Source organism: Campylobacter sp. S4:11, from assembly GCF_024723695.1.
GTDB lineage: Bacteria > Campylobacterota > Campylobacteria > Campylobacterales > Campylobacteraceae > Campylobacter_D > Campylobacter_D jejuni_C.
On record NZ_JANQDC010000021.1, the window covers coordinates 1 to 20,700 of the forward strand.

Here is a 20,700-nt window from a genome sequence, read left to right on the forward strand (position 1 = left end):
GAATTGAATGAGAATAAATCCAAGTTTCAAATTTGTTTATACTTGGATTTAAATGCTATAATTTTACTTTAAATTTTTAAAGGTTTTTTTATGGCTGCTGATGATCAAGAAAAAACAGAAGAACCCACGCCCAAGAAAATAGAAGATGCGCGCAAAGAGGGTAATGTCCCAAAAAGCCAAGATGCATCTGCTGTGGCTGTACTTGTTATAGCTGTGGTTGTGGTGTTGTTTATGTTGCCTTTTATAGGGGAGAGAATTAGCGGTTTGTATAGGTTTTATCAAAGTTTTATAGGCATAGAGCTTGATTTAAAAATCTTACAAAAAATTATTATAAAAACCATGATAGAAATGTTTATTATGGTTTTACCTATTACTCTAATAATTATGGTTGCAGGTGTACTTGGTAATTTAATGCAATTTGGTTTTATTTTTACTACTAAGCCTATTACTCCAAATTTTAATAAAATTAATCCTATTAATGGACTTAAAAATCTTTTTTCTTTGAAAAAAATCATTGAGGCTTTGAAAATTACTCTTAAAGTTGGAGTTGTTTTTGGTATAGCTTTTATTTTTTTATTGCAATTTATGAAAGAGCTTCCTAGGGTAGAGCTTTATACGATTTATCCACAACTTTTATGGCTTAGAGATAAGGCTATTATACTTGCAGCTATTGTGATTATAGCTTTTTTGATTATCGGGCTTTTGGATGTACTTTTAGTAAGGTATCAATACTTTAAAAACTTACGCATGAGCAAACAAGAAATCAAAGATGAATACAAGCAAAGCGAAGGAGATCCTTTAGTAAAAGGAAGAATTCGTCGTTTACAAATGGAAGCAGCAAGACGCAGAATGGTGCAAGATGTTGCTAGTGCTGATGTTGTAATTACTAACCCTACTCACTATGCGGTTGCTTTACGTTATGATAGTTCTAAAGAAGCTGCGCCTAAGGTTTTGGCTAAAGGAGTGGATTTTTTAGCTTTGCGTATTAAAGATATGGCATATGAATACAATGTTATGATTTATGAAAATCCTCCTTTAGCTAGAGAGCTTTATAAAGCTTGTGAGGTAAATGATCTTATCCCGCCGGAGCTTTTTAAAGCAGTGGCAGAGGTTTTAAGCTTTGTCTATACTTCTAATAGGCAAAAATTTGCTGATAGATTAAAATAAATTTAATTTTTTAATTAAACTTATGATAGTCATGGTTATAGAAAGAGCGTAGATGCCTAAAAGTGCTATACGGTGGGATTTGAGGTTGATTTTTTCCATGATTTTTATACCAAGATAAACTCCTAGCATAGAGCTAAGTCCCACCAAGCTTCCATTTTGTAAAACTTCTTTATCAATGATGTCATTATATACAAAAGAACTAATCCCTGAAATGGAAGCAAATATTACAAAAAATAAGCTAAGTGGCACTACTTTTTTGGTATCATAGCCTAAAAAATAAGCCAAAATAGGAGTGATTAAAAGCCCACCACCAATCCCTAAAGATATAGCAAAAATTCCTGTAAATACACCGCAAATTAGCAAAATAGAATTTTTTAAGATATTAGAGTGACTAATGTTTCCAATGGTACTTTTTTGATTAAAAGCAAATTTTAAAAAGAATACAATACTCACGCATAAAAAAATACTTGTTAGGGTTATATCTGAAAAATACGAGAGTAAAAGTCCGCTAAACATCGCACCTAAAAAGCCTCCAAAGCCTATGATAAGACCATCTTTTAAGATTAAATTTTTCTTTTTATAGTTTAAATAGGAGCCAAAAATAGAAGCAAAAATCATTTGTACAACAGAAATTGCAACAGCATGGTGAGAGCTAAGCCCTAAAGTAAGCATAAAAGGAACGATAATCATACCACCACCTATGCCAAAAACCCCCGAAGCCATACCTGAAAAAATTCCTATAATCATATAAGGAAGTAAAGTTAAATCCATAGTTTATAAACCTTTAAATAAAAAATATTGTAACAAAATAAAATTTATTTAGCTTTAGAAAATATAATCATAGTCGATTTATGATGATTATAAATATTTTTTTGGAGTTAATATGAAATTTTGTAAAAAATGCGTTATGCCAGATACTAAGCCTGATTTGCATTTTAATGATGAGGGAATTTGTGATGCGTGTTGCTCGCAAGAAGCGAAAAATCATCACATAAACTGGCAAGAGCGTGAAAAAGAATTTCTAGAACTTGTGAAAAAATATAAAAAACATCCTGTGTATGATTGTGTCATAGGAGTAAGTGGTGGTAAGGATTCTACTTTTCAAGTTTTAAAATGTCTTGAGCTTGGACTTAATCCTTTGTGTGTTTGTTTTGAACCAAGTATCCCTACTAAAATAGGTAAAAAGAATTTAAAAAATTTAAACAATCTTGGTGTTGATTTAATTCATATCAAAAGAAATCCTTTGGTGTATAAAAAATTATCCCGTGAAGCTTTTATAAGAACGGGCGATAATGAATGGCAAAACCATTTGGGGATTTTTACTTGTGTTCCAAAAATAGCTGTTGCTTTTGACATTCCTTTGATTATTTGGGGGGAAAGTCCACAGATTGAATATGGTGGGCCAGCTAGTTCTAAAGAAAAAAACACTTTAGGTAGAGAGTGGCTTGAAGAATTTGGTGGGCTTTTGGGCAATAGAATTTCTGATATGATTGGTGTTGATGGTATTAGAGAGAAGGATTTGTATTTTTACACTTATCCAAGTGATGAAGAGCTTCAAAGAGTAGGAGTTACGGGGTTATTTTTGGGATATTATTTTAAATGGGATTATAAGTATAATTTAAAAATATCTAAAGAAAATGGCTTTAAAACTAGTACAAAACCAGTTGAAACTACTTATGAGAATTTTGAAAATTTAGATTGTTATTCAAACCATGTGCATGATTATTTAAAATACTGCAAATATGGTTTTGGAAGAGCTACGGATAATGCGTGCTTGGATATAAGACTTGGCTATATTAGCCGTGAAGAGGGTGTGAGACTTGTAAATAAATATGATGGAAAACCACCTAAAAAGGCTATTAAGAAATATTTGGAATTTAGTGGTTTTAGTGAAAAAGAATTTGAAAAAATTGTAGATTCTTATACTAATAAAAAGATATTTAAACGCGATGAAAATGGTAAATTTTTAAGAGACAGTGATGGTTCGTTGATAAAAAAAGATGAGTTTGTTTTGAAATGATTTGTATTGTTGATTATCATCTTGGAAATTTTAAATCTGTTTTGAAAGCTTTTGAAAAACTTAATCAAGAAGTGATTATAAGTTCTAAAAAAGAAGATATAAAAAATGCCTCTAAATTGGTTTTGCCAGGTGTTGGATCTTTTAAACAAGGTATGGAAAATTTAAAAAAACTTGCACTAGATGAGCTTTTAAAAGAATGTGTTTTAAAAGATAAAAAACCTATTTTAGGAATTTGTCTTGGTATGCAACTTTTTGCTAGCAAAGGATATGAGGGAGGAGAGTGCGAAGGGCTTGATTTTATAAAAGCAAGGGTTTTGAAATTTGATTTAAGTAAAGAAAAATTATTGCATAGTGGCTGGGATGATTTACAATTTAGTGATAAAAAAAGCAAGCTATTTGATGGAATTTTAGAAAAAAGTGATTTTTATTTTGTGCATTCTTATTATGTAGAGTGTTTAGAGAGAGTAGAAACTTCTTTTTGTGAGTATGAAAAACCTTTTTGTGCAAGTTTTGAAAAAGATAATATTTTTGCTGTGCAATTTCACCCTGAAAAAAGCCAAAATGTAGGTTTGAAACTTTTGGAAAATTTTGCAAATTTAAAGGCCTAGTATGCTTAAAACAAGAATCATACCTTGCGTGTTATTAAAAGATCATCAGCTTGTAAAAAGTATCAATTTTTCTTCTTTTAGAACTATAGGGCATGTAATAAGCACAGCTAGGATATATAATGCTAGAAATGTTGATGAGCTTATAGTTTTGGATATCAATAAAAATGGTGTTATAGATTTTGAAAGCTTAGAAGATATAGCTAATGAGTGCTTTATGCCTTTAACTATTGGAGGTGGGATTAGAACTTTAGAAGATATTAGAAAAGTGTTAGATATAGGTGCTGATAAAATCAGTCTTAATTCTATGGCTTTGCAAGATCCAGATTTTGTCAAAAAGGTGGCAAATACTTTTGGAAGTTCTTGTGTAGTATGCTCGATTGATGTAAAAAAAGACAAAAATAAATTTAAAGTTTTTAATAATGAAATTTTAGATATTGATCCGCTAGAACTTGCATTAAAATACGAATCTTTAGGAGCAGGGGAGATACTTTTAACAAGTGTTGATAAAGAAGGAAGTTCTTTGGGGTATGATTGGGAATTACTAGAGCATTTCAAAGGTAAATTAAAAATTCCACTCATTATCAATGGAGGACTTTCTAAGCCTCAAGATGGGGTAAAAGCTATACAACTTGGTGCAAATGCATTAGCCGGTGCTTATATATTTCATTTTAGTCAATATACTCCAAATGATGTTAAAAATGAGCTTTTAAAAAATAATATCCCTGTAAGGATTGTTTAAATTTACAAAATAAAAATTATTATCTTCTTTAATAACTTCAAAACCATGTTTTAAATATAAATTCAAAGCTTTTGTATTTTCTTTAAAAACACAGGCGTTTAAAGTTTGAACTTTTAAAACATTAAAAGCATAGTTTTTAACTTCTTGCATTAAAAGATTACCTACACCTTTTTTTATACCATAAAGTCCAAATTTACAAGAAAGTTTGGTTATATTGATAAAATCAATTACTCCTATGATATTTTTATCATCATAAACTAAAAAATATTTTTTAGTTGTATCCGTTTTTAGACTAGATAAAAAACTTAAGTGCTCTTTTAAAGTGATATTTTGCGTTTTCATAAATTTAGCAATATTTTCATCATTACGCCATTTTAAAACAAGCTCGATTTCTTCTTGAGTTAAATGGATAAAATCTTTTAAAACTATCATATAAAACTCTCCACTTCATAGCCTTTTTTAACAAGCCATGTTGCAAGTTTTTCTTGATTTTTAGCATAAGCTATGGCTTTAAAATTTGCTTTTAAAATTAAAGCTTCGTTGACTAATGAACTTGCACTAATGATGAGTTTTTTGCTTTCATTCATTAATCTAGCAAGATTAGAATAGTCTATTAGAATTTGTATATTAGGATTTTTTTGGCTTAATTTTTGAAGCGAGTTTAGATGTGAATTTGCTTTTGTGGTAGCTATGATGATGGTTTTATTTTTATTTAGTTTATTTGCTATATCAAAGGAAATATTTTTTGGATCACTTCCCCCTATACAAATAAAATAATCATAAATTTTTTCTCTTTTTATCTTACTTTCTTCATAAAACTCATCGCGTATTAGAGCATAGGAAAAGCCACATCTTAGTTCACAATACTTTGGTACTAAATTTTCATAATCACTTTCTTTAGCATAGGCATTGACATTTAGTAAAATATCGCAAAAATGTTCTTTTATCTCATCATCAAAACTGAGAATTTTAATTCCTGTTTCTAGTTTGATGAGTTTTTCATCATCTGCAGTGATCTCATAATGATCAATGATTAAAAGATCAAATTTTTCTTTTTTGATGAGATTGATTAGCTCATATATGCTAGCACTTGTTAGTTCGTATACAGGATAAGGAATTTCATCTATTAAAGAGCCTTTTAGTGGTAAACAAGCAAAAGATATATCATGGTATTGTTTGGCTAATAAAAGATCTCTTTTAATGTGTCCATGCCCTATAGTGCTAGAACTATCGCTTCTAAAAAGAACTTTCATATATTATACTCGTTAATTTTGATACATTCTTGAAATTTTACACAAGGATTTTTTTCGTTAAATAAAAAGTCTAAAATTCCCAAATAAGCTATAAAATTTGTACCTAATTGAGTATAGGTTGGATGGATAAAATCAAAATATTCAATTTTTATATTTGCATTTTTAAAAATTTCTTTTGCTGTATCTTTCTCAAGATAATTTTTTGATCCTTCTGGAGAAAGATAATAATCAGCTTTTAGTGTTTGGCAAATTTCAAGTAGTAATTTTTCTTTTTTTTCATTTTTTAAGTTTAAAGAAGAGCTTTGCAAAATAGGTGTTTTGATATTCAAATGCTCGCAGTAAATTCTGATTAATTCCATATTAAATTGCACCAAATGCGTATGTTTAAATAAAGCTTTTTTTAAGACACTGTAATATTTTTCAAAATTAGCACTTTTAGAATATGCATGGTAAATGGTTTTTAGAAATTTAAATTTCCACTTTTCATCTTTTTCAAATAAAATATTTTGAAGCGATGTTTTTTGTGGTGCTTTTTGTAAGTTTAGTCCTAGTAAAAAGGTTTTATCTTGTAATTTGATTTTGTTTCTATTTTGCCAAGATCTGCGTTCAAACTGAACATTATCTAAAAAGACAAAAGTATCAACACTTTGTATCATATATATATAGCCAAGCCATGGGTTGAAGGTTGGCTGCATGATGGCTATTTTCACTTAATTTTTCCATAAATTACAATATCGCTATCATTAACTAATCTTTCATCTTCTCCCATGATATTGGTATTCTCATAAGTAAGTACTTTAAAATCATATAAATTTAAATATTCTTTTAAAATTTCTACAAGTTCGTATTCTTGGTAGAGAGTGTTTATACATCCAAGCTCTCCTGTAGTGTTATCATTTGTGATTTTAAAACAATTATGAGCTATTTTTTCTCCATAACCATATCTATAATCTTTTATACTTCTTGTTCTTAAAAAAAACAAAGCATTTTCTTTATACATAGAGTTTTCTTTAGAAATTTTTAATAATTTTAAAAAATCTTCTTTCAAAAGATAGTTAATCACATTAGGAATCATAAAAATATCTGCATTAAGATTTGGATTTTTTAAAGGAAATTCTAAGATATTATCATGAAAAAACTGATAGTTTTTACATTGGATTATTTCTTTGAAATTGTAATTAGCGTTGTTGATATTTTCTTTGTTTAAATCAACCCCGATACATTCATAATCATAATTTGCAAATAAAGAAAGATTATTGCCGTTAGAACAGGCAAATTCTAAAACTTTTTGGTTGCTTTTTTGATGTAATCCTTGTTTGAAAAAAAATTTAATTACCGCTAAATCTGGAAATTTTAAGCCTTTTAAATCTCTTAAGTACATTTTCACTCCTTAGTAATTTTTCCATAGATGATTATATCGCTATCTTTGATATAAACTTTATTTTTTATATTGATATTTTCACTTGTGATAACTTCAAAATCATATAAATTTAAATATTCTTTTAAAATTTCTACAAGTTCGTGTTCTTGATAAGCGGTGCAAAGACAATTTTTCTCACCACTAAATTCATCGCCACTTAAGATGAAGCTACCATTTTTTAACTTTTTTCCAAGTCCATAACGATGATCTTTAATGCTTCTTGCTCTTAAGAAAAAGTGAGCATACCCCCCCCCGCTTACTCGATATAGGTTATTTTGTTTTGCATCTTGCAGTAAATTTTTAAATTCATCTTTGCTAATATAATTAATTACATTAGGTATTAAAAATACATCTGCATTTATATTTTGATGATTTTTAGCAAAATTAAGCATATTTTCATTGAAAAAATTTGCTTTTTGATAATGCATAATTTCTTCAAAATTATAAATAGCGTTTTCATGATTTTGCTTGCTAAGTTCTACGCCAATACACTCATAATCATAATTTGCAAATAAAGAAAGATTATTACCATTATGAGAGGCAAATTCTAAGACTTTTGCATTTTTTAAGGTATCAAGCTTGTTTTTAAAAAACCATCTTACAAGCTCCATATCAGGATACTTAAAACCTTTGATTTTATTTATAAACATTTATTACCTTTGTGAAACTGATATAGTATTTTAGCAAATTCTAAGTCTTCAAAGGTATCAATATCACAGATTTTATTCCTTGGAAGCAAAAAAGCTTTAGAGTGAGGTTTAAACATAAAATCTTCTTCTAGCCACGCTTCTTTTTTGCCAAAGTAAAATGCACCACCATCATGATAAGCTTTGGTAAGATCTTGCGAGCGTTTGTTATAGTTTGATTCATCAAACATATAAACTTTATTTTGTTCATCAAGGTAAAAACCTCTTTGTATAGGGTATTCAAACTCACAAGCTGAAAATAAAAATTTACATTCTTCCTGACTAAATTGCTCAAAAGCTTTTTGTAAGATAAACTCATCTATAAGCGGTGCAGTAGCGTATAAACAGCACACATTTTTATAGTTCTTACCTTGCTCTTCTAGGGTGGTGATGGCATTTTGGATTACAGCGGTTGAGCTTGCATAATCATCACTTAGTTCTTTTTTACGTACAAAAGGAGCTTTGGCTCCGTATTTTAAAGCTACTTCAATGATTTCATCATCATCGCTTGAAATGATCACATCATCAAAAATATCCGAATTTAAAGCACTTTCTATGCTATAAGCAATCAAAGGTTTTCCTAGAAAATCAATGATATTTTTTCTAGGAATGCGTTTAGAACCACCACGTGCAGGGATAATACAAATATTTTTCATGGTTTCTCTTTAAATTTATAAAAAAGTAAGTATAATTGAATTTTTATTTTAAAAGGCTTAATATGATTAAAAATGAAACTTATTTTATAGATTCTTGTGATGATGTAGAATTAAATATAAAAAGAGAAAGTAAATTAGAATATAGAATCACTTATGATGATAGTAAGCAAATGAAAGCTATTGTTTTTATCATAGGTGGCTTTGGTGCAAATGCCAATATGTCGTTTTTAGATTTTGATAGAGAATATCTTGCTAAAAAATTTGATGTTGTTGTTGTAAATGTTTTTTATCATTGCTTTAGTGCTAGACCTTCTATAGATGAAAATTATAAACCAATAATGATTCCAAATAAAAAAGATTGGGAAAGTTTTTGTGAAATAGCAAAACTTTGTAATCTTTCAATTAAAGATTATGAAAAAAATGATTTTAAAGATTGTTTATTTAAACTTGATGAGAGAGTTGAGCAGATAAAAAATGAAGGCGCATTAGAAAAAGATTTTCTAGTTAATGTTTCTTGTGATCTTATTTTACCAAACGGTGACTATCAAAACTATGGTATTATGGCAGCGATTGATCATATAAATGCCTTAAAAGATATAATGAAAAATTTCCCTCAATTTAAATCTTTACCTAAAATTTATGGGGGGGGGTCATATGGCGGTCATCTTGCTTTAATGTGTGCAAAGATTGCTCCTTGGTATGTTGATGGAGTTATAGATAATTCAGGGGTATCGCTACCTCATTTACCACATTTATTGGGTAGAGAGACAGGTTGTGCTGAGTATTTTATAAAAGGAAATAACTACATACTTTCTTGTTTTGTAAAAAAATATTGGACTAGAGATGAAAATTCTCCTTATTTTTTGAGTGATGATAGTTATATGATAAGGGTTCTTTTAAATTCAAAACATTTAAATTTACAAAGTGTAAAAAATAAAAATGCAGTATTTATTAGTTATCATAGTGCAAAAGATGATGGAGCTCCAATTGAACATAAGGCTAATTTGTATGAAATTTATAATCAACTTGGATTTGATGCTACTTTGCATATTGTTAAAGATGAAAATGATGTAGATGGTAGATACATAAAAAGTTTAGATCATGGTTTAAGAATGACGGATAGAGCTTTATTTAAAAAAGAATTGCCTATATTACTTGAAAAAGTAAAAAATAAAATATTTGATATGAGAGAAGATAGTATATCTTATCCTTGTAAAGATAAGATATTTACTTTTAAAGATTTTAAAGATCGATTTGGACTTGAAATTACACAACTTTGATAAAGCTTTGAAGTTTATCAAAGTTTATTTTTAGGCTGCATGCATTAAAGGTAATCCCTGTTCCAAAGCTTCCAAGGAAAATTTGTTTATCCCCCCCCCCAGTATATGAAGCTAATTCTAGGGGTAATTTATTTATAGTTGTGTTTCCATAATTTTTAAGAATATTATCTTGGGTAAAATTTAAATTTAGCTTCTCATATAGTTTTTGCTTTGAAAAATTATCAGAAGAGTGGATAAAAAATTCATCACAACTAGTTTTTTCTAATTTGAAATGTTCAAAAAATTCTTGAAAAAACGCTGGATAGTTTTGCATAGTAAAAGAAAAAGCTAAAGCGGTATTAGCTTGTATGTTTTTGTTGCTATTAGTTTGAAGTCCGTTATAAGGTAAAGTTTCTTCTAAGCATTGGGCAGAAAAAATTTTTTGAGTAAAGTAGCTTTTGTCTTTAGTGTTGGTATTTTTTTCTATTAAAATTGCACTTGCACTATCGCTATTATTTAAAAAGGTAATTTTATCTTTTTGAGCGTCAATCGCTTTACTTTTTACGCTAGCACATATTAAAATAGCTTTTTTTATACTTGGTTGATTTAAAGCCAAAAACACTTGAAGCAAACTCTGTAAAAATCCAGGGCAAAAGCCTAATACATCTAAGCATAAAGTATGGCTACTTAAGTTTAAATTTTTATGGATTAAACTAGTGCAAGCTGGTGCTAAATAATCCGGTGTAAAGCTTGTAAAAACTAGTAAATCAATTTCATCTTTTTTGAGTATATTTTTTGATAAAAACTCTTCTAGTGCTTGTGTTGCTAAATCGCTCACGTATGTTGAATTATTACTTACAAAATGATTAAAAATCCCTGAATTTTCTTGTAAAAGTTGATATTTTCTTTCATTTATATTGCAAAGTTTTAATTCATCTTCTTTGTGGAGTGGATTTTTAGGCAAAACAATGCTGATGGCTTTAATAAAATGGTTGGTAATTTCTAAATTCATTATTACTCTTTTTTTGTTTTTTGGATATTTTATCATTTTTTATTTGTTATAATAAATTAAAAAAGGAAAAAAATGATAGCGTATATTAGTATAGGAACAACCAATAGTGGCAATCAAGAAAGACAAGGTTTTTTAATGCAAAATGAAAATAAACTTTTGCAGCAAGGTTATATCTATCCAAAATCTCTTAGAATGGCTAATAGACATTGGGTTTTGGTGGATATAGTTTTAGAGCTTATAAAAAAAGATAAATTAAGTCAAAATCCATTGGATGATTTAGAAGATGTACGTTTGATTAAAGCTATTGAGAATTTCAAAACAGAAGCTACAATACATAAAGATAAGAAATTTATTTTTTCTGCAGAAGGGATAGTTTGGGATTTTTCTACTAAAAGACATATAGAAATTCTTAAAAGCGTTTTAAATGCTTTAGGATTTGATGAAATTTATGAGATTATTTACTTTAGAGATACTCTTGGGTATTTAAATTCTCATTGCTCTCAAGATATTAAAAATAATATGGGGTTTTATAGTGCTGATTTTAAGCCTGATGAGCATCCTAGAAAATATATATTTGATTATAAGTGGATTTGCGAGAGCCATATAGAAGTATTTGGTGAAAAAAGCTTGATAGTAAGACTTTTGAAGGAAGAATATGTTGGCGGAACATTACTTAAAGACTTTGTATATCACTTGGGCTTAGAATGGGATGATGAATTTTCATTAAAACAAAATAAAAATGAAAGTTTTAATCTTTTAGGTATGGAGCTTCAAGGAAGACTTATAAAAAAAGATTTGCATGGGCAAAACATAAATTCTTTGCTTTATACGGCTAGAAAAATTTTTGAAGGTGCTAATGAGGATAGGTTGAAATTTAGAGTACAAAAAGAAATAGCAAAAGCTTATGTTGATTATTATGCTCCTTCGCTTGAGTGGGTTAGAGCTAAGTATTTTCCACACAGAAAAAGCTTGTTTGAGCCGATTAATTGGGATGAATATAAAGAAAATCCAACTTTAACTCAAACCAAAGAAAGTGATTGGGATAAAATAGCTGATTTTATAGCAGAAATTATTGTATCTAAAAATAAAATTATTCAGTCTTTAAAAGAGTAATTAAAGCAATGTTAAACATTGCGTTAATTATATGCTTTTTCTAGCATATTTTTGATACTTTGAAAATCTTCAAAATTTTCAGGACTTATAAATTCAGCATTGAGACTTTTTCCATAATGTTTTTCAATTTCAGCCACTAAAGCCATAATGTCAATGCTATCTATAATATCTTCACTTACTAAATTTTGCATTGTTTCATCAATATCGGTTCTTTCTATATTCATAAAAAATTTTTTAATATTTTGCATACTTCTCCTTTTTTTATTTAAAAAATAATGATTATTATATCTTATTAATATTGAATTTTATAAGAATTTGATAATATATTATTTTTATTAGCTTGGGAAAGTTTTAAATGATTGCAAGTGTTATTTGGCTTACAGGTTTAGCAGGTAGTGGAAAAAGCACTATAGGTAAAGCATTATATGAAAAATTAAAAAATGAGTATAAAAATATTGTTTATCTTGATGGAGATGAATTAAGAGATTTACTAGGACATTATAGCTATGATAAGCAAGGTCGTATAGATGTAGCATTAAAAAGATCCCAATTTGCTAAATTTTTAAATGATCAAGGTGTGATAGTAGTTGTAACAACTATATCTATGTTTAATGAAATTTATAAATATAATAGAGAAAAATTAAAAAATTATTTTGAGATTTATATTAAATGTCCAATGGAAGAATTAATAAAAAGAGATCAAAAAGGACTTTATACAAAAGCTTTAAATGGTGAAATTAAAAATGTTGTAGGTGTTGATGTAAAATATGATGAACCAAATGCACATTTTATACTAGATAATTCATTGCAGGATAATTTAGATAAAAAGGTCGATATAATATTTGATTTAGTAACAAAGGAGTTTCATGAAACAAGGTGACTTTAGTGAAGTTGCAAAACATTATCACAATAGACCAGCATATTCAAGTATGCTTATAGAAAAGCTCATAAAATGCGTAAATGATCAAAATAAAAATACATTAAAAGTTGTAGAAGTAGGAGCTGGCACAGGAAAGCTTACTAAAATGCTTGCTGATGAGTTTAACCTTTGTATAGATGCAGTCGAGCCAAATGATAATATGCGTGAAGAAGGTATTAAATTTACTCAAAATTCACAAAATATTACTTGGCATAAAGGTAGTGGAGAAGAAACTACTATGCCTAGTAATTATGCTGATTGGGTAATCATGGCTAGTTCTTTTCACTGGACAGATCCTAAAAAGTCTTTACCTGAGTTTGCAAGAGTGCTTACAGGGGGGGGGTATTTCACTGCCATATGGAATCCACGCCATATAGTTAAAGGCTCTGTATTTTATGAAATTGAAGAGGAAATTAAGCATATTATACCAGAGCTTACTCGTGTAAGTAGTGGGGTGCAAAATGTTAAAAATTGGGAAGAAATCTTAGTAAGTACTGGAGATTTCAAGGATTGCTTTTTTATGGAGTGCGATTATAAAGAGCTTTGGAGCAAAGAGCGTTATCTTGGAGCTTGGCATTCTGTAAATGATATTCAAGCACAAGCTGGAAAAGCTAGATGGGAAGAAATTTTAAAAATGATAGAAAATAAAATTTCTTCTATGGATATGATTGAAATTCCTTATAAAATCCGTGCATGGACGGTGCATAAGGCATAGTAAAATCCTTTAGCTTTTTTAGCTTTGCTATTAAAGTTAAAGGAAAAAAATGAAAAAAATAGTAGAACAAGTTTGGGATTATACTAAGCATGCAAAATTTTACTCATACAGACCAAATTATGCACCACTTAGTATAGATATGCTAGTAGAGCTTGCCAAAAGAACTAGTCAAAGTTCAAAGATAAAAGTTGCAGATATTGGAGCAGGTACAGGGAATTTGAGTATTATGCTTTTAGAGAGAGCTTGTAAAGTGGTAGCGGTTGAGCCAAATGATGCAATGCGTGAAATTGGTATAGAAAGAACTCAAGGACAAGATATAGAATGGGTAAGAGCTACCGGTATTGACTCTACTTTAAAAGATGGAGAGTTTGATTGGGTGAGTTTTGGAAGTAGCTTTAATGTGATGGATAGATCAATGGCATTAAAAGAAAGTCATAGATTGCTCAAAAAAGGATGTTATTTTACTTGTATGTGGAATCATAGAGATTTAAATGATCCTATTCAAAAAATAGCAGAAGATATTATCGTTAGTTTTGTTCCAAATTATACAAGAGGCACAAGAAGAGAAGATCAACGTCCTATTATAGAAGCGCATAAAGAGCTTTTTGATAATATTATTTATTTGGAAGAGGATTTTTACTTTCATCAAAGTGTAGATAATTACATTAATGCTTGGAGAAGTGTAAAAAATCCTTATTGGGATCTTGAGACTAAAGAAGGCAATGAGTTATTTGAGAAAATCACTGATAAGTTAAAGCAAGAATTACCAAGCAAATTTGATATCAAATATACAACAAGAGCTTGGAGTGCAAAAAAAATATAAAAGAGTGATATTATGGATAGATTAGTTTTTCAAACAAAAGCAAGAAATTTGCAGAATTTAAAAAATATACTTAAAAATGCAAAAGTTTTAGATGTAGTTATCACTTCTTTAAAAGAAATCATTCAAGATAAAGAAGAAGTACTTAAAAAAATTACCAACCTAAATGCGAAAAAACTAATCATCCGTAGTTCTTCTAATAGTGAAGATAGTTTAAAAAGCTCCAATGCTGGAGCTTTTTTAAGTTTGGCTAATGTAGATGCTAGTGATAAAAGCCAACTTTTTAACGCTTTAGAAAAAGTAGGTCATTCTATGCCTAGTGAGAATGATGAAATTTTAATTCAACCTATGCTTTTAGATATTCAAAAATGTGGTGTTGCTTTTAGTGTAGATAAGGATAATTTTGCTCCATATTTTTGCATAGAATACGATGAAAACGGCTCTAATAGTTCTATCACAGATGGAAGTGCTAAAAATGCCAAAACATATTTTCACTACCGTGAAAATGAAGATATAAAAGATCCATATATGCAAAAAGTTATTTTATTATTAAAAGAACTTGAAAGTTTATATGATTGTAATTTTTTAGATGTAGAATTTGCTTTTAATGAGCAAGATGAACTTTTTTGCTTACAAGTTAGACCTTTAATAATGCAAGAAAAAATCAATCTTTTTGATAACCTGCCTAAAGAAGCTTTACATAGACTTTATAAAAGATTTTTATCTTTACAAGAACCAAGATCTAGAGTGCTTGGAAATAAAGCTATTTTTGGTGTAATGCCTGATTGGAATCCAGCAGAAATTATAGGACTTAGACCAAAAAGATTAGCTTTTAGTCTTTATAAAGAAATCATTACAGATAATATTTGGGCTTATCAAAGAAATAATTATGGTTATAGAGATCTAAGATCACACCCTTTAATCCATTCTTTTTTAGGTATTCCTTATGTAGATGTGAGACTTTCTTTTAATTCTTTTATACCAAAAACGCTTGATGAGAATATTGCTAAAAAGTTAGTTAATTATTATTTAGATAAATTATATGAAAATCATGAGTTGCATGATAAAGTGGAATTTGATATAGTATTTTCTTGTTATGATTTTCATATGGCTGATAAATTAGAACGCTTATTAGATCATGGTTTTAATAAAAATGAAATCAAACGCATTGAATTTTCTTTATTAAATCTTACTAATTCTATTATTGATATTAAAAATGGTTTGTGTTTAAAAGATATAGAAAAATCAAAACAAATGATTGTATATTATGAAAATATTATGCATTCAGATTTTTCACCATTAGATAAAATTTATTGGCTTTTAGAAGAGTGTAAAAGATATGGAACATTACCATTTGCTGGTGTTGCAAGGGCTGCGTTTGTGGCCATGACTATGCTTAATTCTTTGGTGGAAATTAGATTTTTTAGCAAAGAAGAAAAAAATGAATTTTTAAATTCTCTCCACACCGTTAGTAAAACTTTGAGTTATGAATTAGCAACTTTAAATGAAAATAACAAACAAGATTTTTTAAAACAATTTGGTCATTTAAGAGCAGGGACTTATAATATTTTATCTCCAAGGTATGATGAGGATTTTGATGGGTATTTTGATTTAAAACAAAAAAGTGAAATTCAAAAAGAAAAGGAATTTAAGATTAGCGATGATAAATTGCAAAAACTTGATCAAATTTTAAAAGAACATGGAATTGAAGTTAATGCAAAAGAATTTTTTAGCTTTTTGAAAATAGCTATAGAAGGACGCGAATTTATTAAATTTGAATTTAGCAAGCTCTTATCTAAAGCTATATCACTGATAGAGGATCTTGGAAATTATTATGGAATATCTAAAGAAGATATGGCCCATTTGGATATTAAGAGTATTTTAAATTTGTATTCTAGTGTGTATTCTAAAAATCCAAAAGATAAATTTTTGAGTGAAATTAATGAAAACAAACAAGAATATCAATTAAGTTTAGCTATAAAACTTCCGGCTTTACTAACTGATGCACATCAAATATTTGGGTTTTTTACTAGCTATATTCATCCAAATTTTATCACGCAAAAAAGCATTAGTGCTAATATTGCTCTAGAAAATGAACAAGATTTAAAAGGCAAGATAGTGTTAATCTATGCAGCTGATCCTGGATATGATTATTTGTTTACTAAAGATATTGCAGGTTTTATCACTTGCTATGGCGGTGCAAATTCGCATATGGCTATTAGAGCTTCTGAGCTTGCTATGCCTGCTGTTATTGGTGTAGGTGAAGAGAATTTTAAAAAATATCTTCAAGCAAAGAAGATTAAAATTGATTGTCAAAGCGAGCAGATATTTTGTCTATGAAATTTATAGCCATTAGCCAAAGAATTTTAGAAAATCAAGATTATTATGAATTAAGAGAGTGTTTGGCGCTTGATTGGGGAAATTTTTTTAAAAAAGAATTAAGTGAGTTTTTACCTCTTCCATTGAGTTATGAAATTGATTTTAAAAATTATATCTCTAGTATTAGTGCTGTGATTTTAAGTGGAGGTAATGATTTAAACTCTTGTAAATCTTCTTTCATTAATCAAAAAAGAGATGAATATGAAAAAAATATTATAAAGTATTGTGTGCAAAATAATATTCCTTTGCTTGGGATTTGTAAAGGAGCACAAATGATCGCTTCCTATTTTAATTCTACTATTTGTCCTTGTAAAGATCATATTGGAAATCATGAAGTGTATTTAAATGATCAAGCAATTAATGTTAATTCATATCATAATTTTGCTATTAAAACATTAGGTAATGAGCTTGAGGTGTTAGCAAATGCAAAAGATGAAACAATAGAAGCTTTTAAGCATAAAAAATTTAGTATTTATGGTCTAATGTGGCATATTGAAAGAGAAAATGGTATGAGCGAAAAAAGTATTTTTAATGCGTGGTTAAAGGATATAAAATGAGAGCTATAATTTTAGCGGCAGGATTTGGTTCAAGGTTAATGCCTTTAACAAAGAACAATCCAAAATGTATGGTTGAATATAAAAATAAAAAAATCATAGATTATGAAATTCAAGCTTTAAAAGAAAATAATATTCACGAGATATGTGTAGTTGGTGGATATTTATTTGATGTTTTAAAGGATTATGTGGGTAAAAATCATAATTTGGAGTTGTTTTATAAAAATGAAAACTATGATAAAACTAATATGGTTCAGACTTTATTTTGCGCTAGAGAATTTTTGCAAAGTTGTATTGAGGATAAGCAAGATTTGATTATTTCTTACGCTGATATAGTTTATTTTAAAGATAGTATAGAAAAACTCAAACAGTCAAAAGATGATTTTGCTGTTGTTGTGGATAAAGCTTGGAAAGAACTATGGGTAAAAAGGTTTGAAAATCCACTTGATGATGCTGAAACTTTAAAATTACATGATGATTTTATAGTAGAGCTTGGCAAAAAAGCAAAAAGTTATGATGAAATTCAAGGGCAATATATAGGCTTATTTAAATTTTCTCATCATTTTTTAAAAGAAGTTTTAAAAACCTATGATGGACTTGATAGAACTTTACTTTATGATGAAAAAGATTTTGAAAATATGTATATGACAAGTTTTTTACAAATTTTAATAAATAAATACAAAAATGCAAAAGCTATAAAAATCAATGGAAATTGGTGCGAGATAGATTTTATGAGTGATTTGAGAGTGGAAATTTAAGAGTTTCTACTCAAAACCTTCCTATCAATCTTCCCATTTGCATTTAAAGTAAATTGTTCTATTTTAACAAATTTTTTAGGTATCATGTAGGTAGGAAGTTTGTCTTTTAAAAAGTTTTTAAAATCTAACTCTTCCTTGCTTTCATAAAAACAAATAATTTCTTCTTCAAAAATACAAGCACAATTTCTTACATTCTCATGAGAATTGATAATACTTTCTATCTCTCCAAGCTCTATGCGATGACCCATATATTTGATTTGATGATCTATCCTTCCATAGCATAAAAGTTCGCTAAATTCATTATAAGCTACCACATCACCTGTTTTATAAAGCAAGTCTAGGTAATTATCATGTAAAGGATTTTGCGCAAAAGCTTGCTTTGTTTTTTCTTTATCGTTGTAATACCCTAAAGAAAGACAAGTTCCTCTTACATAAAGCTCTCCTTTAACTCCTACTTGACTTGGAGTAATTAAATTTAAATTCTCATCAAAGACTAAAAGTTGGGTGTTTTTACATGCTTTTCCTATAGGCAAAAGCTCATCATCACTAAATTGTCTATTAACTATGTAAAAAGAGCATACATCGGTAATTTCAGTAGGTCCATAAAGATTAGCAAATAAAGTATTAGGAAGATGTTTGCGCCAAATGTTGAGTTGTTTATTTGGCATGATTTCACCACAAAAAAGAATTTTGTTTAAATGCCTTAGTGTAAAGGTTTCAAGAGCATTAGTATTAGCAAAATAAATCAGCACAGAAGGCACCCAAAAAATTGTTGTTATTTTTTCTTGTTTTAGATACTCTAAAATTTTATTTGGAAAAGCAAAAAGATGATTTGGCAGTATATGAAGCGTAGCTCCCATTTTAACAGAGCTAAATATATCTAATATGCTATTATCAAAGTAAAATGGTGCTTGATTAGCAAGTATATCTTCATGACTTAGCTTAAAAGTTTCACATACCCAAAAAGTATAATCAATCACACTTTTATGACTTATACTTACTCCTTTTGGAGTTCCTGTGCTTCCGCTTGTAAAAAAGACATAAAGTAAATTAGTATCTATGTGATTATTTAAAGCTTTTTCTAAAGCATTTTCATTTACAACAAAGCTTTCAAAATCTTCTGTGAAAATGGTATCAAGATTAAAATCTAAATTTAATTTTTTAGAAGTAATTAAAAGCTTTGGTTTTAAAACTTCTATAACTTTTTCTACACGTTCTTTAGGGCTTTTTTCATCTAAAAGCGTATAAAAATTTCCACTTTTTGCTACACCAAAAAAAGAAAGCAAACAATCAATCCCTTTAGGAAGTATGATTAATACAGGTTCTTGTGTACTTTTAGTAGGAAGTTTAGAAAGAATTTTACTTGCTATTTTTTTACTTAAATCATCAAATTCTTTATAGCTTATGCTTTTACCATTAAACTCAACAAAAGCATTTTTACTTCCAAATTTAGCAACGCTTTCTTGTAAAAAATCATTGATATGAGTTGTCATTTTATTCCTTTAGCAAACAATAAGGGTTATCCTTTAAAGCTTTTAATGTTTTTTCTAAATAGTTTTTCATGTTGATATTTATTATATGAGCATTGGAAAAATTTAAAATATTAAAATTATCATCATTTTTTAAAATAGCTACTTGTTTATCAACATCTAAATCTGAATTTTCATCCAATTTTCTAACATAGTATTTAATATTTTTTTGGAGTATTTTACCATTTTCATCAATAATTTTTCCACTAAAATTTTTAAAATATCTATATGGAACATGAGCTTTTTCTTCTATGAAATGACTAAAAGTATACCCAGCTATTTTAGAGCCAAATAAAACTAGTTTTCCATTTTCTTTGGCTAAAACATCATATACACAATTTTCTCCAAAACAACTTGTAGTGTCTTTTAAAAACAATTCTTCTTTGGCTCCTTTAACGGCAAATGAAAATATAGGATCATTGGTGCGTTTTACCCCCCCCCCATCTGCGAAAATATTCTGCTAAAACACCAACAGTACCTCTTGAATTTAGATTGTCATAAACTTCATTTTTGCAAAAACTATAAGTAAATGTAGGCATGATTAAAGTACCTTCTTTGCCTATAACTTCAAAAAAACAAACTAATATAGTTTGTAAAAATTCATTTCTAGGAAGTAAAGGTGTGCCAAATTTCATTAGTTCACTATGCACACATAAAATATCGCCTTTTTTGATGTCAAGTTTTTTAAAAGCCTCTATTAAGTCAACATCGGAATATTTTTTGTTATCGCATTTAAATATATATTTCATCTTTTTTCTTTGAGTGTATTTTATTAGATATAATAGCATATAAATTACAATGTCAGGAAAGAAAAGCATGCTTAAAAATCAAACCTATTTTATAGACTCTTGTAATGATGTAGAATTAAATATAAAAAGAGAAAGTAAATTAGAATATAGAATCACTTATGATGATAGTAAGCAAATGAAAGCTATTGTTTTTATCATAGGTGGATATGGAGCTAATGCAAATATACATTTTCTAGAAAGTTATAGAAATTTTATTGCTAAAAAATTTGATGTAGTAGCTGTAAATGTATTTTATCATTGTTTTTGTCAAAGAATATCAGATATAGAAAAATATAGTGCAAAAG

23 protein-coding genes and 1 pseudogene are annotated in these 20,700 nt (G+C 28.4%); 13 read left to right on the plus strand and 11 right to left on the minus strand.

The window, feature by feature from the left end:
* Positions 1–90 precede the first annotated feature (90 nt).
* On the plus strand, positions 91–1,167 hold the full coding sequence (gene flhB / locus CAMP5053_RS06960; protein WP_087700249.1) for a flagellar biosynthesis protein FlhB: 1,077 nt from the start codon (positions 91–93) through the stop codon (positions 1,165–1,167).
* On the opposite strand, the gene CAMP5053_RS06965 is transcribed toward flhB, so the two are convergent.
* A complete protein-coding gene (locus tag CAMP5053_RS06965; RefSeq protein ID WP_214125700.1) occupies positions 1,159–1,938 on the minus strand; it encodes a sulfite exporter TauE/SafE family protein in 780 nt (259 codons plus the stop codon). The genes flhB and CAMP5053_RS06965 overlap by 9 nt on opposite strands.
* Positions 1,939–2,050: 112 nt before the next feature.
* Between CAMP5053_RS06965 and pseA the strand changes: the two genes are divergently transcribed.
* The 3 genes from pseA to CAMP5053_RS06980 are packed head-to-tail and all read left to right on the plus strand — an operon-like array spanning position 2,051 to position 4,534.
* Complete coding sequence (pseA, locus tag CAMP5053_RS06970; RefSeq protein WP_087700245.1) at positions 2,051–3,187, plus strand: pseudaminic acid biosynthesis protein PseA; 1,137 nt, start codon at positions 2,051–2,053, stop codon at positions 3,185–3,187.
* Positions 3,184–3,795, plus strand: coding sequence for an imidazole glycerol phosphate synthase subunit HisH (hisH, locus tag CAMP5053_RS06975; RefSeq protein WP_087700243.1), 612 nt, complete (start codon positions 3,184–3,186; stop codon positions 3,793–3,795). The genes pseA and hisH overlap by 4 nt, the downstream gene beginning before the upstream one ends.
* Position 3,796: 1 nt before the next feature.
* Positions 3,797–4,534 carry a HisA/HisF-related TIM barrel protein gene (locus CAMP5053_RS06980; protein ID WP_087700241.1) on the plus strand — a complete coding sequence of 246 codons (738 nt, stop codon included), beginning with the start codon at positions 3,797–3,799 and terminating at the stop codon, positions 4,532–4,534.
* On the opposite strand, the gene pseH is transcribed toward CAMP5053_RS06980, so the two are convergent.
* From pseH to pseF, 6 genes are read right to left on the minus strand one after another with little or no spacing between them, the layout of a single operon-like run.
* Entirely contained in the window at positions 4,502–4,966 is a 465-nt protein-coding gene (pseH, locus tag CAMP5053_RS06985; protein WP_087700238.1) for a UDP-4-amino-4,6-dideoxy-N-acetyl-beta-L-altrosamine N-acetyltransferase, read from the minus strand. The two genes, CAMP5053_RS06980 and pseH, sit on opposite strands and share 33 nt — an antisense overlap.
* Positions 4,963–5,787 carry a UDP-2,4-diacetamido-2,4,6-trideoxy-beta-L-altropyranose hydrolase gene (pseG, locus tag CAMP5053_RS06990; RefSeq protein ID WP_087700236.1) on the minus strand — a complete coding sequence of 275 codons (825 nt, stop codon included), beginning with the start codon at positions 5,785–5,787 and terminating at the stop codon, positions 4,963–4,965. The genes pseH and pseG overlap by 4 nt, the downstream gene beginning before the upstream one ends.
* Positions 5,784–6,497, minus strand: coding sequence for a WbqC family protein (locus CAMP5053_RS06995; protein WP_192866638.1), 714 nt, complete (start codon positions 6,495–6,497; stop codon positions 5,784–5,786). Before CAMP5053_RS06995 ends, pseG begins: the two co-directional genes overlap by 4 nt.
* Positions 6,494–7,168 carry a class I SAM-dependent methyltransferase gene (locus CAMP5053_RS07000; RefSeq protein ID WP_087700234.1) on the minus strand — a complete coding sequence of 225 codons (675 nt, stop codon included), beginning with the start codon at positions 7,166–7,168 and terminating at the stop codon, positions 6,494–6,496. The genes CAMP5053_RS06995 and CAMP5053_RS07000 overlap by 4 nt, the downstream gene beginning before the upstream one ends.
* 2 nt (positions 7,169–7,170) lie before the next feature.
* On the minus strand, positions 7,171–7,857 hold the full coding sequence (locus CAMP5053_RS07005) for a class I SAM-dependent methyltransferase (protein ID WP_250324964.1): 687 nt from the start codon (positions 7,855–7,857) through the stop codon (positions 7,171–7,173).
* A complete protein-coding gene (gene pseF, locus CAMP5053_RS07010) occupies positions 7,848–8,549 on the minus strand; it encodes a pseudaminic acid cytidylyltransferase (RefSeq protein ID WP_337217553.1) in 702 nt (233 codons plus the stop codon). Before pseF ends, CAMP5053_RS07005 begins: the two co-directional genes overlap by 10 nt.
* Positions 8,550–8,611: 62 nt before the next feature.
* On the opposite strand from pseF, the gene CAMP5053_RS07015 reads away from it, so the two are divergent.
* On the plus strand, positions 8,612–9,829 hold the full coding sequence (locus tag CAMP5053_RS07015; RefSeq protein WP_337217554.1) for a DUF2920 family protein: 1,218 nt from the start codon (positions 8,612–8,614) through the stop codon (positions 9,827–9,829).
* Here the strand turns inward: CAMP5053_RS07015 and CAMP5053_RS07020 are convergent.
* Positions 9,816–10,820 (minus strand): 3-oxoacyl-ACP synthase, encoded by a 1,005-nt coding sequence (locus tag CAMP5053_RS07020; RefSeq protein ID WP_214100228.1) that lies wholly within the window; start codon positions 10,818–10,820, stop codon positions 9,816–9,818. The two genes, CAMP5053_RS07015 and CAMP5053_RS07020, sit on opposite strands and share 14 nt — an antisense overlap.
* A gap of 72 nt (positions 10,821–10,892) precedes the next feature.
* On the opposite strand from CAMP5053_RS07020, the gene CAMP5053_RS07025 reads away from it, so the two are divergent.
* Entirely contained in the window at positions 10,893–11,933 is a 1,041-nt protein-coding gene (locus CAMP5053_RS07025; RefSeq protein ID WP_087698988.1) for an acyl carrier protein, read from the plus strand.
* A 23-nt stretch (positions 11,934–11,956) separates the two neighbouring features.
* Here the strand turns inward: CAMP5053_RS07025 and CAMP5053_RS07030 are convergent, their stop codons facing one another.
* On the minus strand, positions 11,957–12,181 hold the full coding sequence (locus CAMP5053_RS07030) for an acyl carrier protein (protein WP_087698989.1): 225 nt from the start codon (positions 12,179–12,181) through the stop codon (positions 11,957–11,959).
* A 107-nt stretch (positions 12,182–12,288) separates the two neighbouring features.
* Here CAMP5053_RS07030 and CAMP5053_RS07035 point away from each other — a divergent pair, with 107 nt between their 5' ends.
* The 6 genes from CAMP5053_RS07035 to CAMP5053_RS07060 are packed head-to-tail and all read left to right on the plus strand — an operon-like array spanning position 12,289 to position 18,078.
* A complete protein-coding gene (locus CAMP5053_RS07035; RefSeq protein WP_214100227.1) occupies positions 12,289–12,813 on the plus strand; it encodes an adenylyl-sulfate kinase in 525 nt (174 codons plus the stop codon).
* A complete protein-coding gene (locus CAMP5053_RS07040) occupies positions 12,800–13,567 on the plus strand; it encodes a class I SAM-dependent methyltransferase (RefSeq protein ID WP_214100226.1) in 768 nt (255 codons plus the stop codon). The genes CAMP5053_RS07035 and CAMP5053_RS07040 overlap by 14 nt, the downstream gene beginning before the upstream one ends.
* 49 nt (positions 13,568–13,616) lie before the next feature.
* Positions 13,617–14,390: a class I SAM-dependent methyltransferase gene (locus CAMP5053_RS07045; RefSeq protein ID WP_214100225.1), complete on the plus strand. Its 774-nt coding sequence runs from the start codon at positions 13,617–13,619 to the stop codon at positions 14,388–14,390.
* A gap of 12 nt (positions 14,391–14,402) precedes the next feature.
* The gene (locus CAMP5053_RS07050; protein ID WP_337217555.1) at positions 14,403–16,727 is read left to right on the plus strand and encodes a PEP-utilizing enzyme; all 2,325 of its coding nucleotides are present in this window, start codon (positions 14,403–14,405) and stop codon (positions 16,725–16,727) included.
* Entirely contained in the window at positions 16,724–17,323 is a 600-nt protein-coding gene (locus tag CAMP5053_RS07055; RefSeq protein ID WP_214100236.1) for a gamma-glutamyl-CDP-amidate hydrolase, read from the plus strand. The genes CAMP5053_RS07050 and CAMP5053_RS07055 overlap by 4 nt, the downstream gene beginning before the upstream one ends.
* Positions 17,320–18,078, plus strand: a complete 759-nt coding sequence (locus CAMP5053_RS07060) for a phosphocholine cytidylyltransferase family protein (protein WP_214136269.1) — start codon at positions 17,320–17,322, stop codon at positions 18,076–18,078. Before CAMP5053_RS07055 ends, CAMP5053_RS07060 begins: the two co-directional genes overlap by 4 nt.
* Here CAMP5053_RS07060 and CAMP5053_RS07065 read toward each other — a convergent pair.
* A complete protein-coding gene (locus CAMP5053_RS07065) occupies positions 18,075–19,571 on the minus strand; it encodes an amino acid adenylation domain-containing protein (RefSeq protein WP_337217556.1) in 1,497 nt (498 codons plus the stop codon). The genes CAMP5053_RS07060 and CAMP5053_RS07065 overlap by 4 nt on opposite strands.
* Position 19,572: 1 nt before the next feature.
* A pseudogene (locus CAMP5053_RS07070) lies at positions 19,573–20,356 on the minus strand (AAC(3) family N-acetyltransferase).
* Positions 20,357–20,423: 67 nt separating this feature from the next.
* Between CAMP5053_RS07070 and CAMP5053_RS07075 the strand changes: the two are divergent.
* Positions 20,424–20,700: DUF2920 family protein (locus CAMP5053_RS07075; protein ID WP_337217557.1), on the plus strand; the 277-nt coding region annotated here is incomplete at its 3' end.

What these genes read in the sequence shown, in the direction of transcription:
- CAMP5053_RS07065 (WP_337217556.1), bottom strand. Translation starts at nt 19,571, where the DNA reads ATGACAACTCATATCAATGATTTTTTACAAGAAAGCGTTGCTAAATTT.
- CAMP5053_RS07030 (WP_087698989.1), bottom strand. Translation starts at nt 12,181, where the DNA reads ATGCAAAATATTAAAAAATTTTTTATGAATATAGAAAGAACCGATATT.
- pseA (WP_087700245.1), top strand. Translation starts at nt 2,051, where the DNA reads ATGAAATTTTGTAAAAAATGCGTTATGCCAGATACTAAGCCTGATTTG.
- CAMP5053_RS06965 (WP_214125700.1), bottom strand. Translation starts at nt 1,938, where the DNA reads ATGGATTTAACTTTACTTCCTTATATGATTATAGGAATTTTTTCAGGT.
- CAMP5053_RS07055 (WP_214100236.1), top strand. Translation starts at nt 16,724, where the DNA reads ATGAAATTTATAGCCATTAGCCAAAGAATTTTAGAAAATCAAGATTAT.
- pseF (WP_337217553.1), bottom strand. Translation starts at nt 8,549, where the DNA reads ATGAAAAATATTTGTATTATCCCTGCACGTGGTGGTTCTAAACGCATT.
- CAMP5053_RS07060 (WP_214136269.1), top strand. Translation starts at nt 17,320, where the DNA reads ATGAGAGCTATAATTTTAGCGGCAGGATTTGGTTCAAGGTTAATGCCT.
- CAMP5053_RS07050 (WP_337217555.1), top strand. Translation starts at nt 14,403, where the DNA reads ATGGATAGATTAGTTTTTCAAACAAAAGCAAGAAATTTGCAGAATTTA.
- CAMP5053_RS07005 (WP_250324964.1), bottom strand. Translation starts at nt 7,857, where the DNA reads ATGTTTATAAATAAAATCAAAGGTTTTAAGTATCCTGATATGGAGCTT.
- flhB (WP_087700249.1), top strand. Translation starts at nt 91, where the DNA reads ATGGCTGCTGATGATCAAGAAAAAACAGAAGAACCCACGCCCAAGAAA.
- CAMP5053_RS07000 (WP_087700234.1), bottom strand. Translation starts at nt 7,168, where the DNA reads ATGTACTTAAGAGATTTAAAAGGCTTAAAATTTCCAGATTTAGCGGTA.
- CAMP5053_RS07035 (WP_214100227.1), top strand. Translation starts at nt 12,289, where the DNA reads ATGATTGCAAGTGTTATTTGGCTTACAGGTTTAGCAGGTAGTGGAAAA.
- pseH (WP_087700238.1), bottom strand. Translation starts at nt 4,966, where the DNA reads ATGATAGTTTTAAAAGATTTTATCCATTTAACTCAAGAAGAAATCGAG.
- hisH (WP_087700243.1), top strand. Translation starts at nt 3,184, where the DNA reads ATGATTTGTATTGTTGATTATCATCTTGGAAATTTTAAATCTGTTTTG.
- CAMP5053_RS07020 (WP_214100228.1), bottom strand. Translation starts at nt 10,820, where the DNA reads ATGAATTTAGAAATTACCAACCATTTTATTAAAGCCATCAGCATTGTT.
- CAMP5053_RS07025 (WP_087698988.1), top strand. Translation starts at nt 10,893, where the DNA reads ATGATAGCGTATATTAGTATAGGAACAACCAATAGTGGCAATCAAGAA.
- CAMP5053_RS07015 (WP_337217554.1), top strand. Translation starts at nt 8,612, where the DNA reads ATGATTAAAAATGAAACTTATTTTATAGATTCTTGTGATGATGTAGAA.
- pseG (WP_087700236.1), bottom strand. Translation starts at nt 5,787, where the DNA reads ATGAAAGTTCTTTTTAGAAGCGATAGTTCTAGCACTATAGGGCATGGA.
- CAMP5053_RS07045 (WP_214100225.1), top strand. Translation starts at nt 13,617, where the DNA reads ATGAAAAAAATAGTAGAACAAGTTTGGGATTATACTAAGCATGCAAAA.
- CAMP5053_RS07040 (WP_214100226.1), top strand. Translation starts at nt 12,800, where the DNA reads ATGAAACAAGGTGACTTTAGTGAAGTTGCAAAACATTATCACAATAGA.
- CAMP5053_RS06980 (WP_087700241.1), top strand. Translation starts at nt 3,797, where the DNA reads ATGCTTAAAACAAGAATCATACCTTGCGTGTTATTAAAAGATCATCAG.